This is a genomic window from Methanomassiliicoccales archaeon (genome assembly GCA_014361295.1).
In the GTDB taxonomy this organism is placed as follows: domain Archaea; phylum Thermoplasmatota; class Thermoplasmata; order Methanomassiliicoccales; family JACIVX01; genus JACIVX01.
Genome location: JACIVX010000001.1, coordinates 756,858 through 772,072, shown reverse-complemented (window position 1 = coordinate 772,072; position 15,215 = coordinate 756,858). Strand labels below are relative to the sequence as shown.

Annotated in this window: 14 protein-coding genes; 7 read left to right on the top strand and 7 right to left on the bottom strand. The window is 44.6% G+C overall.

Going from position 1 to position 15,215, the window contains the following annotated elements:
* Positions 1-768: a glucose 1-dehydrogenase gene (locus H5T41_03800; GenBank protein ID MBC7107899.1), complete on the bottom strand. Its 768-nt coding sequence runs from the start codon at positions 766-768 to the stop codon at positions 1-3.
* Positions 769-967: 199 nt separating this feature from the next.
* On the opposite strand from H5T41_03800, the gene H5T41_03795 reads away from it, so the two are divergent.
* Positions 968-1,921 (top strand): hydroxyacid dehydrogenase, encoded by a 954-nt coding sequence (locus H5T41_03795; protein MBC7107898.1) that lies wholly within the window; start codon positions 968-970, stop codon positions 1,919-1,921.
* Between the two features lie 89 nt (positions 1,922-2,010).
* Here H5T41_03795 and H5T41_03790 read toward each other — a convergent pair whose 3' ends face one another.
* Positions 2,011-3,174: a cation:proton antiporter gene (locus H5T41_03790; GenBank protein MBC7107897.1), complete on the bottom strand. Its 1,164-nt coding sequence runs from the start codon at positions 3,172-3,174 to the stop codon at positions 2,011-2,013.
* 341 nt (positions 3,175-3,515) lie between these two features.
* Between H5T41_03790 and H5T41_03785 the strand changes: the two genes are divergently transcribed.
* From H5T41_03785 to H5T41_03770, 4 genes are all read left to right on the top strand, one after another.
* Positions 3,516-4,031 carry an inorganic diphosphatase gene (locus tag H5T41_03785; protein MBC7107896.1) on the top strand — a complete coding sequence of 172 codons (516 nt, stop codon included), beginning with the start codon at positions 3,516-3,518 and terminating at the stop codon, positions 4,029-4,031.
* A 163-nt stretch (positions 4,032-4,194) separates the two neighbouring features.
* Positions 4,195-5,127: a substrate-binding domain-containing protein gene (locus tag H5T41_03780; GenBank protein MBC7107895.1), complete on the top strand. Its 933-nt coding sequence runs from the start codon at positions 4,195-4,197 to the stop codon at positions 5,125-5,127.
* Between the two features lie 51 nt (positions 5,128-5,178).
* Positions 5,179-5,835, top strand: a complete 657-nt coding sequence (locus tag H5T41_03775) for an ABC transporter permease (GenBank protein MBC7107894.1) — start codon at positions 5,179-5,181, stop codon at positions 5,833-5,835.
* Positions 5,808-6,566: a phosphate ABC transporter ATP-binding protein gene (locus tag H5T41_03770; protein ID MBC7107893.1), complete on the top strand. Its 759-nt coding sequence runs from the start codon at positions 5,808-5,810 to the stop codon at positions 6,564-6,566. The genes H5T41_03775 and H5T41_03770 overlap by 28 nt, the downstream gene beginning before the upstream one ends.
* Before the next feature lie 188 nt (positions 6,567-6,754).
* Here H5T41_03770 and H5T41_03765 read toward each other — a convergent pair whose 3' ends face one another.
* The 3 genes from H5T41_03765 to H5T41_03755 form a co-directional block, all read right to left on the bottom strand.
* Positions 6,755-8,020, bottom strand: coding sequence for an oligosaccharide flippase family protein (locus tag H5T41_03765; protein ID MBC7107892.1), 1,266 nt, complete (start codon positions 8,018-8,020; stop codon positions 6,755-6,757).
* A gap of 308 nt (positions 8,021-8,328) precedes the next feature.
* Entirely contained in the window at positions 8,329-9,426 is a 1,098-nt protein-coding gene (gene proB / locus H5T41_03760) for a glutamate 5-kinase (protein ID MBC7107891.1), read from the bottom strand.
* On the bottom strand, positions 9,423-10,724 hold the full coding sequence (locus H5T41_03755; protein MBC7107890.1) for a glutamate-5-semialdehyde dehydrogenase: 1,302 nt from the start codon (positions 10,722-10,724) through the stop codon (positions 9,423-9,425). The genes proB and H5T41_03755 overlap by 4 nt, the downstream gene beginning before the upstream one ends.
* Before the next feature lie 185 nt (positions 10,725-10,909).
* Here H5T41_03755 and H5T41_03750 point away from each other — a divergent pair, with 185 nt between their 5' ends.
* On the top strand, positions 10,910-12,484 hold the full coding sequence (locus H5T41_03750) for a citramalate synthase (GenBank protein MBC7107889.1): 1,575 nt from the start codon (positions 10,910-10,912) through the stop codon (positions 12,482-12,484).
* Between the two features lie 103 nt (positions 12,485-12,587).
* Here the strand turns inward: H5T41_03750 and H5T41_03745 are convergent, their stop codons facing one another.
* Positions 12,588-12,806 (bottom strand): hypothetical protein, encoded by a 219-nt coding sequence (locus H5T41_03745; protein ID MBC7107888.1) that lies wholly within the window; start codon positions 12,804-12,806, stop codon positions 12,588-12,590.
* Positions 12,807-12,907: 101 nt separating this feature from the next.
* Here H5T41_03745 and H5T41_03740 point away from each other — a divergent pair, with 101 nt between their 5' ends.
* Positions 12,908-13,471 (top strand): hypothetical protein, encoded by a 564-nt coding sequence (locus H5T41_03740; GenBank protein ID MBC7107887.1) that lies wholly within the window; start codon positions 12,908-12,910, stop codon positions 13,469-13,471.
* A gap of 255 nt (positions 13,472-13,726) precedes the next feature.
* On the opposite strand, the gene H5T41_03735 is transcribed toward H5T41_03740, so the two are convergent.
* Complete coding sequence (locus tag H5T41_03735) at positions 13,727-14,971, bottom strand: multidrug effflux MFS transporter (GenBank protein ID MBC7107886.1); 1,245 nt, start codon at positions 14,969-14,971, stop codon at positions 13,727-13,729.
* Between the last annotated feature and the right edge of the window lie 244 nt (positions 14,972-15,215).

Sequence of the window (15,215 nt, the reverse complement as noted above, 5' to 3'; positions counted from 1 at the left end):
TCACATAATCGAATATCCACCGTCTACGGCAATTACTTGTCCTGTCACGAATTTCGAAGCATCAGATGCCAGAAAGACGACAGGTCCTTTCAAATCGTCATCTACGCCTATGCGCGCGGCGGGGGTCAGGTTGATGATCTCATCACCCTTTCGTTCGATAACTGATTTGGTCAAATGGGTTTTGAAGAAGCCAGGGGCGATCGCATTGACGCGAATATTGAATGGCGCCCATTTAACGGCAAGATCTCTCGTGAGTGCATCAACTCCTCCTTTTGATGCTGAGTAGTTGATGCAATCAATGATTCGGTTGCCAAATGAACTAAGGACTGAACTAACATTAATGATACTCCCTTTTCTATTTCTGATCATCACCCTTCCCACTTCCTGGCAGCATATGAAGGTTCCTGTCAGATTGACATCGATCACTTTTTGCCAATCTGCAATTCTCATCCTTTCTGGTGGGGCAGCCCATGCAATTCCTGCGCTATTCACTAGGACATCAATTCTCCCGAATTTTTCAAGGGTTCTCATCACAAGATTGCGAACGTCTTTTCGCAACCGAACATCGCAGCTGACGGCGAGCGTCTCGACACCGTGCTCCGCGATCATGGCCGCTGCCTCTGCGCATTTATCATAATTGCGAGCGCAGAGAACGACGGACGAACCGGCTTCTGCCAGAGCCGTGGCCATTTGGAATCCAAGACCCATTGAACCCCCCGTTACGACTGAAACCCTACCTGAAAGATCGAATAATTCACTCACTTTCATATCCAACACTCCCAGCTTATCCAGTTTTACAACTCATTCATCAAATGATAATACTTCTTTTAACTAGATATTGTGGTCTTAGGATCAAATTTCTAGAGACTGATTTTTAATAGTTTGTCTTCCACTCCTCTTGCATTTCAAATTTAGAGCGAGATACTTTTATTGCCTTCATGGTTCCCTATTGTTTGTAGGGATATGCATGAGGATAGTGTTCACGGAGCTCAAGAGCCATGTGGAAGAGATAAAGGAAGCCTTTCGAGATGATGAAGTGATCATTTATGATCGCCCACTGAATGGTGACGAGCTCATTAACGCTGCAAGGGGTGCTGAGATCCTTTCGGTTTTCATTTATTCAAGAGTGACGGAAGAAATCATCGATGCACTCTCAGATCTGCGGCTCATCGTCACAAGGAGCGTCGGTTTTGATCACATTGCGGCGAAATATGCATTGAACAAAGGAATAACTGTTTGCCATATTCCAGACTATGGTTCTCATGTCGTCGCGGAGCACGTCTTTGCACTATTGCTCGCTATAGCGAGAAAAATCCCATTGGCCGACACTTATGTTAAAGAAAAAAAGAAATTTGATTTTGAACAGTTTCTCGGACTTGAGCTTAAAGGAAAAACACTTGGGATTATAGGGACGGGCAAGATCGGAGCGGCGGTGATGAGCATTGCATCTGGGTTTGGGATGAAAATCGTCGCTTATGATGTCTACGAAAACAAGTCGCTGCAAGCCAAGTACGGATTTCCCTATCTTTCTCTAGAGGAACTTCTTTCAATCAGCGATTTCGTCACGTTGCATATTCCGCTGACACCGAGCACTTATCATTTGATCAACGAGAACACGATTGCCAAGATGAAGAAGGGAAGCATTTTGATCAATGCATCACGAGGCGGGGTCGTCGATAGCCAAGCGCTCAAGGACGCTCTTGAATCAGGTCATCTGTGGGGCGCAGGCATCGACGTTTTGGAAGACGAAACGCATCCTGAACATGATGTTCTGCTAAGCGCTCCCAATGTCATCATCACTCCTCATTCCGCTTTCTACACAAAGGAAACCTTGCAAAGAATTGTCCAGACGACAATTGAGACGATAAGATCATACAAAATGGGTAATCCGATCAACAAAATTCCATTGGAATATTTGTAGTGACTCTCTATTTGTGTAATCCCCAGAACCTGCATTTATTTCAGTCCAATCAACGGAGTTTCCTTAATCATCTTTTTTTACTTCCTGTATTAAGAGAATTTCATGGATTTGCCACTCGTCGTGCGCCGGAAAGTATAAGTCAGCAATGGCGGCGCGATCAGTGTTGTCAAAAGAGACATGGCGACGACGACAGAAAACATACCTGAAGAAATTGAGCCAATGCCCAAACCCACCGAGGCGACAATGAGCCCAACTTCTCCCCTCGGCGACATACCAACGCCGATCACTGTCGCGGACTTCCTTCCCAATTTATATGCTCCAAGCCCGCATCCCACAAATTTCGTGACGATTGCCAATGCGATTATGGCCAGCGATAGTATCGCGACTTCGGCGAACGACGCAATCTTGACTGATATACCGATATAGAGGAAAAAGAAGGGAACGAGAAACTCGTTGATCGGTTCGAATTTTTCAGCGACTGGCATGGTGTCGCTAAATTCAGCGAAAACCATACCCGCAAGAAAAGCACCAATGATTGCTGCAAGACCAATGTATGATGCAAGTGCGGATAGGCCAAAGCAAAGGATGAGCGCCAATGCAAGTGGACTAGAACCGAATCTAATCAGTGAACTTTGTGCCGTTCTTTCTTTCACTTTCACCTTGTTTCTCGCTCTGGGCAATAAGCCTGTGCCTACATAAATGACAGCAAGAACAAAAAGCACTGCGAGGACAGCTACAACGAGTGTATCGATGATGTTGAGCGTACCGCCGACTGCAATGCCACTCACAATCGCAAGAACCACCATTCCAAGAATGTCATCGATAACCGCCGCTCCGATGATTACTCTGGACTCGATTGTATGCGTCAGTCCCATATCTTTGATCACTCGCGCGGTAATTCCAACACTCGTCGCAACCATTGCCGCGCCGATGAAAAGTGCTTCCACCTGGGGGTGGCCAAGCGAAATGATCAAAAGATAGCCAAAAGCGAAGGGGAATACAACGCCCAATACAGCGACGAGGGTCGATGTCCGCCCCACTCTCTTCAGCTCGCTAAAAGGTGTTTCAAGACCGATCGTGAACAGAAGGAAAATGACTCCCAATTCTGAGAAAACACGAAGGACTTCAATGTCCGTTTCGAGATGAAGGAAATTATAGAGAAATGTATTTCCAATGATAATTCCAGCAAGAATTTCGCCCACGAGAGGTGGGATTTTTATGGACTCAAAGAGCAAGGCAAATATTCTTGCCATGAGAACGAGAACAAATAGCTGGAACAAGATTAGATCAATCAATGGAGCACCTCTCGATCATCTGGAATCAAGAGTGTTTGCCGTATCAAGTGTTTCCGTATTTGAATCTTGTCAAAAAGAATTCCAATAATGCGCAAACTTTCGTTTTTCTCCGTAGAAATTATTTGTTCATTTTGCAGGCGATCTTTTGATTTTAGATCAACTGTCCTGTATGTACCTACCAAATTGTACCAAATGAGCTCTTCAGTTTCTTTACTTGTGGGAATCATAAAATATTCCAAGGTCATTTTCACAGTTATCAATGCCTGATAAGGAAGGTGTTTCTATTGTCTCTTTGGAAAATGGTGCCATCTGGCAGAGATCCTCCCAGAATCGTGAACGTGATTGTCGAAACCCCCCAGGGGAGCAAGAACAAGTACGAGATTTCAAAAGAGTACGACTGCATTCTCCTCGATAGGGTACTCCATTCCAGTGTCGTCTTCCCGATTGCTTATGGCATCATACCACGGACCTACTACGACGATGGTGATCCCCTAGATGCGATGGTCATGATCAGTGAGCCCACATTTCCGGGATGCGTGGTCGAAGCAAAACCGATTGGATTGCTAAAGATGATTGACGAAAAGGGCCAAGATGATAAGGTTCTCACAGTCGCATTGGGAGACCCAAGATATAAAGAGTATCAGCAACTGGAGGACCTTCCTCTTCATTATTTAAATGAAATTGCGGAATTCTTTCTTACTTACAAACGGCTAGAAGAAGGAAAGGGAACAAAGGTTCTTGGATGGGAGCGAAAAGAAGCTGCCATCGAAGCGATTAGCAAAAGTCTTGAGATGTTCAGAAAGAAATTCAGATAGTCCCTTCACGTGCAATCATAATCTTGAGTTGGAGCAAGCTTTGGCCTTGCATCGCACGATTTGTGTTTTATACGCGGATCCAGCAGACGAATCCCATGAATCATAAAAATTATATAGAAAAGAGGCGTTAAGCTCAATTTAGCATATCGGTTAGGGGGTTGCAATGAAAGGGAAAAAAATCACGGCCATAATCATCGTTCTTATTATCGCCGCACTCATTCTTGCTGTGGTGCCGCTTGCTTTGCAACAAAAACAAACACTCCGTCTAGCGACTACAACCAGCGCTTATGACTCTGGTCTCCTTAATTACATCTTGCCTGACTTTGAAAAGCGATACAACTGCAAAGTCGACGTTATCGCTGTCGGGAGTGGTCAGGCAATGGAGCTTGGCAAAAATGGGGACGTGGATATACTCCTTGTGCATTCACCAGATGTCGAAAAGCAATTCGTGAAAGATGGCTATGGGGAGTTCCGAAGACTTGTGTGCTATAATCAGTTTGTTATCGTTGGTCCGGCGGAAGACCCAGCGAACATATCGCAGGCTAGTAACGCAACGGAAGCATTCTTGAAAATATATCAAAATGGTACGAGTGGTAAGGCTATCTTTGTTTCCAGAGGCGATAACTCGGGAACTCATGCAAAAGAAAGAAAAATTTGGTCCTTATTGGGTATGAATACTTCGACTTTCAGTAATACTTGGTATTTAAGCACTGGTCAGGGCATGGGTGCCGTGCTTGATATCGCGCAAGAAGAGCGAGGATATACACTGTCAGATGAGGCAACCTTTTATACGAGGAAGGAAACAGGAATAATTCCAGACCTCGAAATCTTATTTAAAGGAGATCCAATTCTATACAATCAATATAGCGTAATTCCAATTAATCATACACGGTGGCCCCACATTAATTACACACTTGCAATCGACTTTGTAAATTGGATCACATCCCCTGAGATCCAGCAAATGATCGGAAACTTCACAGACGCATACGGTCACAAACTCTTCGTACCAAACGCTGGTCCTGGCGCTATCATGTTATCAGTTTCGTCCACCGCCGAAATTCAAATCTCCGCGTCAGAAAGAAATAACTGGTGGTAACCTATATCGCCTTATTTCGTGATAGGCCCAAGAGTCGCACAGGGGATTTGAATGACGGATGCAATTTCTTACGACGTCGTGCAGGTCACAATCCTTTCGCTTTACGTCTCTGGAAGTGCTACGATACTGGGTTCGCTCATAGGTGTACCGTTAGGAGCACTCATCGGGCTCAAGGAATTCGGAGGAAAGGGTTTGCTTAAGACGATCACTTACACAATGTATGGTTTCCCGCCGGTGATATCCGGTTTATTTATTTACTATCTCTTTTCGAGAGGCGGACCTCTTGGCTCGTTCGGCATTCTTTTCACACCTACTGCAATGATTTTAGCACAGACGTTACTTGTTGTTCCTCTGGTCACTGGCATAACGATATCTGCGGTTTCTGAAGTGGACAAAAACATAAAAAATACGATCCTTTCGCTTGGGGCGAGCAATCGCCAGGCAACCTTTACGATTATAAGAGAGGCATGGGTCGGTGTTGTCACAGCCGTTATGATTGGATTTGGTCGGGCAATAGCGGAGGTTGGCGCCGCTTATATGGTTGGAGGAAATATCGAGGGGAAGACGAGGGTGCTTACTACAGCTATCATGCTTGAGACGAGAATGGGACATTTTGAATATGCTGTGGGACTCGGTGTTGTGCTTCTCATCGTAGCATGCGGAGTTTTCCTATTCATGAGGTGGCTCCAGGAGCGAGAGATGCTTTGAAGACGATTCTGAGAACCGAGGGGCTGACCAAGGAGTATTCGGGAAGAACCGTTGTGTCAGATGTCAATCTCGAGGTCAGGGAAGGCGATATATTGGGGATCATGGGACCGAGCGGCTCTGGGAAATCGACATTGTTCAGGCTCATCAATCTTTTGGAGGTGCCAACAAGAGGAAGAATTTTTTTCGAAGGCGACGAAATCAAAAGTCTAAGTCCCCTTGCTTACTTGGTTAGAAGGAAAATGGCACTTGTCTCTCAGAAACCAGTTGCGATGAATCGGAGCGTTTTCAACAACATTGCATATGGATTGCAGCTCAGAGGTTTGAGTCCTGACCTCATCGAGCAAAAGGTAAATTATTATCTTGAAAAGCTCGGTCTCAGCGAGAGCAAGGATAGGAATGCACGATCGTTGTCCGGTGGGGAGATGCAGCGAATGTGTTTTGCAAGATCCGTCATCGTCGATCCAACGCTCTTACTGCTCGACGAGTTTACGGCCAATTTAGATCCGACAAACATTGCAATCTTGGAAAATGCCGTGAGGGATTTTATTTCACAGGGTGAAAAGGCCGCAATCATCATCACACATAATCCTTTCCAGGCGAAGAGGCTATGCAACCGTGCAGCACTGATGATCGATGGAAGAATCATTGAGGAGGGTGAAACCTCGAAAATCTTCAATAATCCTGCGGACGAAAGAACAAGAGCATTCATCAAGGGCGAAATGATCTTTTGATTTTTTTATGAAAACAAAATGAACTTTCATCGTCTCTTGTGTATTTGTGTTAACGATATTTGTGTTAACGATAACTAGTGAATCGCCTGTGGTTTTATAAAACATTGAAATGTACCAATACCACAGTGGTGATAAAATGATCCAGTCAAATTTCTTCAATTGTCGCAGTTTGCTGATTTTCTTTTCAATCATCTCTTTTTCTTCATTTCCTTCGATTTGATTTCAAGATATATCCAGCTAAATGAAAAGATTCCGACGCTTGTCACGAGCAGATCGAGTGCGATGTCAATGATGCTTGAATGGAACATCATGATGAGAATGATCTGCAAGACAGTAAAAATTGAGAAAATGGCAACATAGACTGAATTCTCTATTGCAAGTCCATAATTCATGAAAAGACTTGAAAGGCCAAAAAGAGTCATTGCAATCCCAAGGATCGACAACGCAGGAGCAGCGTCCAAATAAGCGCTGCCATAAAGCAAATTGATGATCTCGGCCGGCGCTATCACATACAATGCGGCAACGATACCAGTCATCATCAGGGTGCAGAAAATCGATTTTCTCATGACACTCGTTGTTTCCTTGTTTTTCGTGTAATATTCAGAGACTCTGGGGAACATCACAGTTGAAACAGCTCCTGGCAGAAACCAGATAACCTTGCTGAGAATTGATGCAACGGCGTATAGACCAGCATCATGTGGACCTAGATACTGTCTTGCAACAAAAACATCGATGTTGATAAGAATTGAAAAGCATACGACGGCAACAATTGCTTTAAAAAGATATCGTTCCATATTGGAAAGATCAAGCTTCTCAGTGACGCTTGCGGGTCGAGTGAAGTAATCTCTGATCGCGATCAATCCAACAACAAATGTGAAAAAAGCACCGATAATGGCGCCCCCGAATGCGCCATTGATTCCAAATCCAGCAATAACCAGAATAACGCCGAAGCCAAGCTTTGTGAGAGGTCCCGAAATGCCACATAATGCTGATAAGTGAAATCGCTGAAGACCTTGCACTGTTCCGTATCCCGTCGGACTCATCATCACAATCACCGTTCCCAACATCAGGATGAATAATGGAAAGCTGGACGAAAGAGAAATGAATCGAGTGATCGATGGTATTGCGATAAATATTCCAATGGCCATCAAAACCCCGATAATCAACGAAATCAGGAGCGTTTTTCTTACGAGCCATGCAATCATGTTTTCTTTGTTTTCTGCCTTGTACTTTGAAACGAATCTAACCATAAAGGCAGCAATTGTTTGAGTGGGAACGGAAATAATGTAGAAAATCGACAATAGTGCATTCAGCTCGGAGTATCCCGCAGGACCAAGTTGACGGCCCATAATAATCTGATAGAAGTAGTCGCATCCGCCGCCTAGAATCGTCGCCACAAACATAAGGAGAACGGGACGAGCGAACCCCTCTGTGAATATGATATTCCTGCGCAACGGGCAAAGGATTAGCAAAACATGTAATAATCTTTCTTAAGATGCTTTTTTTTAGGATGTTTTGTAAAAAAGGGGGGAATGTTAATGGAAAGATAACATTACTGGATGAACCCGATATCTGCTACAGCATCGTAATAAATTGTTTTTTTCCTATCCTGCTAAAGAGTTAAAAAAAGGAGTTATTTTCAATAAGTGTTGACAACTCGGTCTTATAATGAAAAATCTAAATATTCTGACCGCATCAATGAGAAAACGACTGCCATCTTGTCATTTTCTTGATCTATCGATGAGTATAAAGAACTGATTAATCAATCCAAAAGAACGATATTCTCACTTTCAATGACCGCTTTCCTGATTTTATTCGTGTTTTGATCTGAGTTTTCACATTTCGAGGATGCTTTCATCGCAGCGATCTCAGCAGAAGAAAAGTTGACAATACCCTTCGCAAAATTGCCGATTCTAACGACGTCGCCTTTTTTGAAATTCCCCTCTACACTCTGCACGCCACACAACAACAGGCTCTTTCCCTCTTTAACCGCTTTCTCAGCACCCTGATCGATAACAAGTTTTCCCCTTGGACAGGCGAAGAGTATCCATCTTTCTTTAATCGTGTATTTTGGTGTCGCAGTGAAAAGAGTCCCGATTTCCTCGCCTTCAACGACGCGGAGGACAACATTCTCGAGCCTTCCATTCGCAATGACCATGTTGCATCCTGACTGCATCGCAATCTTCGCGGCGGCAATTTTTGTTCGCATGCCCCCAACGGATCGCTCGCTTCTCTTGTCACCAGCGATTCTTTCAATGTCTTTGGTAATTTCGTCAACGACAGTCAGCAGTCTTGCATCAGGATCAAAATTCGGATTTCTGTCGTAAAGACCATCCACATCAGTTAGGAGAATCAGAAGATCGGCATCCATATTCGCAGCTACAAGTGCCGATAATTTATCGTTGTCCCCGAAAACTTCATCAATTTCGTCGGTTGCAATCACATCATTTTCGTTAACAATCGGAACGACACCGAGTTTGAAGAGTTCTTCAATTGTTTTACGCAGATTGAGATATCTCTTTCTGTCAGAAAACGCACCATAGGTCACGAGAATCTGTCCAACAGGCTTTGCATATTTTGCAAAAGCGGTTCTATACGCAAGCATGAGTATCGCTTGACCAACTGCAGCGCAAGCCTGTTTCATTGCAATGTCTTTGTTCTTTCCATTGAGATTTAGCTCGGTCGAACCTGAACCGATTGCCCCTGAAGTGACGATAATCGATTGGATGCCTTTCGATTCAAGTTCCACGACCTGCCTTGCTATATCCGCGATATAATCGTGATCGACCGTCCCATCCTGCCGGCAAATCGTATTCGTTCCGATCTTGATGACTACGCGTTTTGGGTTCAGGCTCCTCATACCAGTCTCCTGTGAATAAATTTCTTTGCGTTCTTGCCGACATAGTCGGCAACAACCTGCCCGTTACCGATGAGTCGGTATTTGTAGATGACAAGACCCTCAAGACCAACGGGACCTCTCGCGTGTGTCTTATTTGTACTGATACCCACTTCGGCTCCGAGTCCATATCGATACCCATCGGCAAATCTTGTTGAGCAATTCCACATGACGCTCGAAGAATCGACGAGATCCATAAATCGCTCTGCCTTTTCTCTTGATCTCGTGATGATCGCGTCCGTATGATGCGAACCATATTTGTTGATATGATCGATCGCCTCCTCAAGAGATGAAACCGTCTTAATGTTCAGAACTAGATCATTGTACTCAATTGACCAGTCCTTTTCAGTCGCTATCTCCGCTTCGATAAATTTTCTCGTTCGTTCATCGCCTTTTAATCTCACACCCGCCTTTGCATAAAGCGATGCCATTTTCGGAAGAAAAGTTGGCGCAATCTTTTCATGAACAAGAAGTGTTTCCATCGCGTTGCATACGGCCGGATATTGCACCTTCGCATCGTAGCAAACATTCAGGGCCATTTCTAAATCTGCATCGTCATCAACGTAGGTGTGACAGACGCCGGCAGCATGACCGAGGACCGGGATTCTCGTCGATTCTTTAATGGACCGGACGAGTTCATTCGACCCTCTCGGTATGACAAGGTCGATGAGATCATCTAACTTGAGAAGCTCCTTGATCTCTTCTCGTGTCGATAGGAGCTGTACAGCTCCGTTGAACCGCTCGTCCACCGAAAGAAGCGCTTTTTCGATCACCTCTGCAAGAATCTCATTTGTGTGGTTCGCCTCCGATCCTCCCTTCAAAATCACCGCATTTGAAGACTTGATACAAAGGGATGAAATTTGAACAAGTGCATCAGGTCTCGATTCAAAAATGACACAAATCACTCCGATCGGACAAGTCACTTTTTCAAGCAGTAATCCTTCGTCCAATTCAGTAATCATTAGAGTCTTTCCGATCGGATCTTCAAGATTGATCAGTGAGTTCAATGAATTAATCGATTCCTCAATTTTCTGATCATCATATTTTAAACGTTTGATCATCGGAGAAGGCAGATTCGATTCCTCTGCTCTTTTCAGATCTAATAGGTTAGCGGCAATGATCCTGTCTTTCGCTGCCTCAAGAGCTCTTGCAATCGCGAGAAGCGCCTCATTCCTGATCTTGTGCGGAATCCCTTGCATACGAAGAGCCGCTTCTTTCGCTCTTATGGCCACAGACGCCACCGAATTCTTGCTGCGTTCCATGTAGAACGATAGCATTTATCATATTGTTTTAAAGATTTCGATTTTCAGCCAAAGACAAACGAATCTTATCGACGACGGAATTTCGAAAAAATCTAGCTTATTGATCACACATTTTATCTATCACTTTCGATATTATGGTCATTTCATGGCATTTGATTCAAGGATGAACAGTTTCCCAAGAAGGGATTTATTTATCTGTTGATGTCGAATTATATGATACAACATTAAGAGACGGCGCACAGGCCGAAGGCATCTGCTTTTCGACCGAAGATAAAATTGACATCCTAACGCGTCTAGATGCCTTCGGCATCGATTTTGTTGAAGGAGGAATTCCTGCATCAAACCCAAAGGATGTTGAATTCTTCCAGAAGGCGAAAGAAATCGAATTAAAACATGCGAAGCTCGTTGCATTCGGCTTTACGAGAAAGAAAGATTCGCGTGTCGAAGATGACCCGATGATAAGGTCGCTCATTGAAGCCGATACTGACTGGGTCTGCATCGTTGGAAAATCTTGGGATCTGCACGTAAGAGAAGTACTATCGATCGATCTGTCAGATTACATCAAGATTGTTGAGGAAACGCTCACCTATCTGAGGTCCAAGGAGAAAAGGATATTTTTTGATGCCGAACACTTTTTCGACGGTTGGAAGGAGAACAGAGCTTTTGCGGAAGAAGTCCTCAAAATTGCAGAAGAAGCCGGTGCCGAATATATCGTGCTTTGCGATACCAATGGTGGCTGCCTTCCGAGCGAAATCGCGAAAATTCTTGGTGAAGTGAGAAAAGGGATCAGGGTAAAACTTGGTGTTCATATGCACAATGACTCGGAACTAGCGGTTGCAAATTCAATTGCCGCCGTTGAAAAGGGTGTCAATCTCGTTCAGGGGACCGTAAACGGATTCGGAGAGCGGTGTGGAAATGCAAATCTCTGCTCTCTCATTCCCGCACTTGCATTCAAAATGAAGAAGAGATTATCTGTTAAAAACCTCAATGAATTGACATCCCTATCATCTTTCGTCGCCGAGGTGGCGAATATCATCCCCGACACAAGACTTCCGTATGTCGGTTCAAGCGCTTTCGCTCACAAGGGTGGAGTACACATCAACGCAGTAATGAAGAATCCAAAGACATATGAGCATATTGACCCGGCAGTTGTTGGAAATCGCAGGAGAATACTGGTTTCTGAGCTTACTGGCGTATCTGGAATCATAGCGAGATCGCATGAGCTAGGCGTTTGCGATAGGGATGAGGCAAAGATGCTGCTTGAAAAAGTGAAGAGGATGGAACTCGAAGGTTATCAGTTCGAAGCGGCAGAAGCAAGCCTCGAGCTCTTTGTTCGCAGATTGAGAAATGAAGTGAAACCGCATTTCAGACTTGGTGGTTTTCGCGTACTGGTGGATGTTTCGGAAGGATCGACGAGATCTGAGGCCATCGTTAAAGTCATTGATCCCAAAGGCGACGTGGAACATACTGCATCAGATGGTAATGGACCAGTGAACGCTCTTGATCGTGCGCTAAGAAAGGCGCTTACAAGATTCTTCCCAGAAATCCGCGAAATGAGGCTTGTCGATTATAAGGTCAGAGTTATTGACACAAAATCAGCGACTGCAGCGAAGGTCCGAGTCCTCATTAAATCTACTGATGGAAAGAAAACATGGACGACAATCGGTGTGTCCACAAATATCATCGAGGCGAGTCTTAATGCTCTTCTTGACTCAATTGAATATAAGCTGTTGGAAAGAAAGGAATCGATCGAGTCGTAGGTCAGAAGTGCAGACTGTAGGAGCGTAAACTTCGTTGGATCTTCAGTCAATGTCCACTGATCGTTTTGCAGGCTAATCGAAGAATTTGGATGAATGATAAGACTCACGCGGACTTTCCAGCGGTAGTATGTAAATCGTCATCATAGCATATTCCTTTACCAGAACGAAGAATCAGCGATACAAGAGCGCCGATCAATGCAAAGACTGATCCCATTATCCATACCGAGAAATATCCGGTTTCGTTTGTGATGTCGACGGGTATCGGGGAATTCGGCGGGTAATAACTGATTGTGTACGATGTGTTGCCAAGCAATTTGATCATTTTCTTTGGAATGATTTGCTTTTTTAAAAAATTTCAGCAACCCGATTCACTCAAGGGCGTACAATGTAATTATAAGTCAGGCAGAAGATAACGGCGATTGAATGGTCAGGGAATTCATACTCTACTCGCGAACTGGAAGAACGAGCGGAAAGTTCAAGAATCTTTATGAAGCTGGAAGGCTCGATGTCGTTTATCAATGCATTTTAATGGCGATTTATGAATCTTACGCATCAAGAAAAGATGTGATTTTTCATGCGATCTTGAATGGCCCTCCTGACCCTCCGAAGGAGCTGCTCGTCGAAAGCAATCTCCTTCAGGATGCGCCTCCTGAGCAGGGACATTGGGAAAATCTCATCCGAAAAGTGCTATCAGGAAAGTCCCATCCTGGAATTACCGTGAAGAAAAATAGTTTTCAGGCCCTCATTGAAACGAAACGCAATCTGTTTGTCCTTGAGAAGAAAGGCACGGACATCTGGGAGACAGAAATTGGTGAAAACCCCGTCTTTGTTTTGGGAGATCAAATCGGGCTTCCGAAAAATGAGGAAAGGTTTGCCTTGAGAAGGGGGACGAAGGTCTCTCTTGGTGAAAGAGAATACACGTCAGCGCAATGTATTTGCATTCTCAATTATGTGCTAGATCGTCGCGAGAAGTTGTCGAACCATTAACAGTCGAAAATTTTTGTGTTGACACGCCAATTATAAAATTATTTCTTCACTCTTGTTGCATTTGCCATCCCGGCAGCAGCTCTACCTATGATCCTTCAAATTTACCTGCGTCGCGGATCTTATACGATTCGAGAAAGCAATTGATTTCAAAATACTTATGAAAAGGTATAGCCTCAATTCTACTTGTCGGCGATCATTTTCTCAATGACCTCATACATGTGGTTCGAAAGCGGCAATTAGTCTCCTTCACAGATTTTAGTGTGCATTGAGCGGCATCTCACTGACTTCAACGGCAAGGTTTGCCTTACAAATTGCAAGCCAGGCTCCGATACATACCAGACCAACTGCGATGTTTATTATCCCAAGGGTAAGGATGGGATTGTCTCCGCCGATGGAAACGAGAATCATCCCGGTGCTGCCGAATATTAGACCAAAGCAGTTAATCAGGGCGGAGGCTGCGCCTGCGTTCTCTTTTTGCTGTTCGAGCATAAGGAATACACCAGCTGGTCGCACACAGCTTCCCATCAAAGATGCAGGTAATAGCGCAAAGGCAAAAACCAGTGGTCCAAAGTTGCCAAAGGAAGAGACCAATACACCAGCGAGGGTCATGATGGCGAAACAGGATATAATGATCGAATTGCGACTGAAATATCGAGAAAGGATGAGATAGAAAAGGGGGCCTAAGATCAGACCCATGGCATTAAGGGCAAAATAGAAGCTGTAGAGCTGTGCTGAGAGTCCGAACTCTACCTCGTAAATATACGATGACTCGGCAATGAATGCAAGCGATGCGGTACTTCCCAGTGAGAATGTTAGAAGAAGCGAGGTAAACCCTCGGTTCTTGAGGAGGGTGCCAAGCTGACGAACGGACTGCCTCACAGTGCCCGTGTACCGGGAAGGAATGGTTTCCTCTAGCAGTAGGGAACCCACCATTGAGGCAATACCGATCAAGCCAAGTATCCAAAAAAGACCATGCCATGAGGTAAATGAAAGCATGAACGCTCCAATGATCGGAGCGACTGCGGGTGATATGACAACCATGGATTGGACGAGGGCAAGCACCGACTCGCGTCTTCTTCCGCTGTAAACATCTTTAATAATGGCAGTTGCGACCGCAGAGCCGGCACTGCCGCCAACTGCCTGTAAGATACGGAATAAGATGAGGAGATAAACATCCCATGCTAATCCACACGCGACACTCGATGCAATGTAAATTGCGAGACCAACAAGCAAGATAGGCCGCCGCCCATACTTATCACTTAATGGACCCCAGAGGAGCATTCCAATACTGAAAAAGATAAAAAAAAGGGACAAGCTCAGGTTGGTGAGACTGGAAGAGACTTGGAAATAATCGCTCATGCTCGGCAGAGCAGGGAGGTAAAGATCAGTGGATAGAGGAACGAATGCGGACAGTACGGCCACCAAAGCGATGAGCCCTTTGTCGCCAAGGTATCTCTGGCCAGTGTGCATTTTAGATACCTTTTGCTCATTCACTTTCATAATTCTAACGTCCTAAGGCAGGCACTCCACTGTGCTGACCTCGAATGGTGACTCAATTAATATGTGTTTTGCAGCAGTTACAGTGATGAAGTGCCAGCTGGGCTGGGGTATTTTGGCATTTAGAGTGCCAGGTCAAGACCTATAGCGATAAATTTCTTGACGAGATATAGATGAACTGGGGGAAGGAAAGTCGGCTCAAGAGAACAAGCGGAGTCTTCAAAAGGTCGATTAAACCAGAAAATAC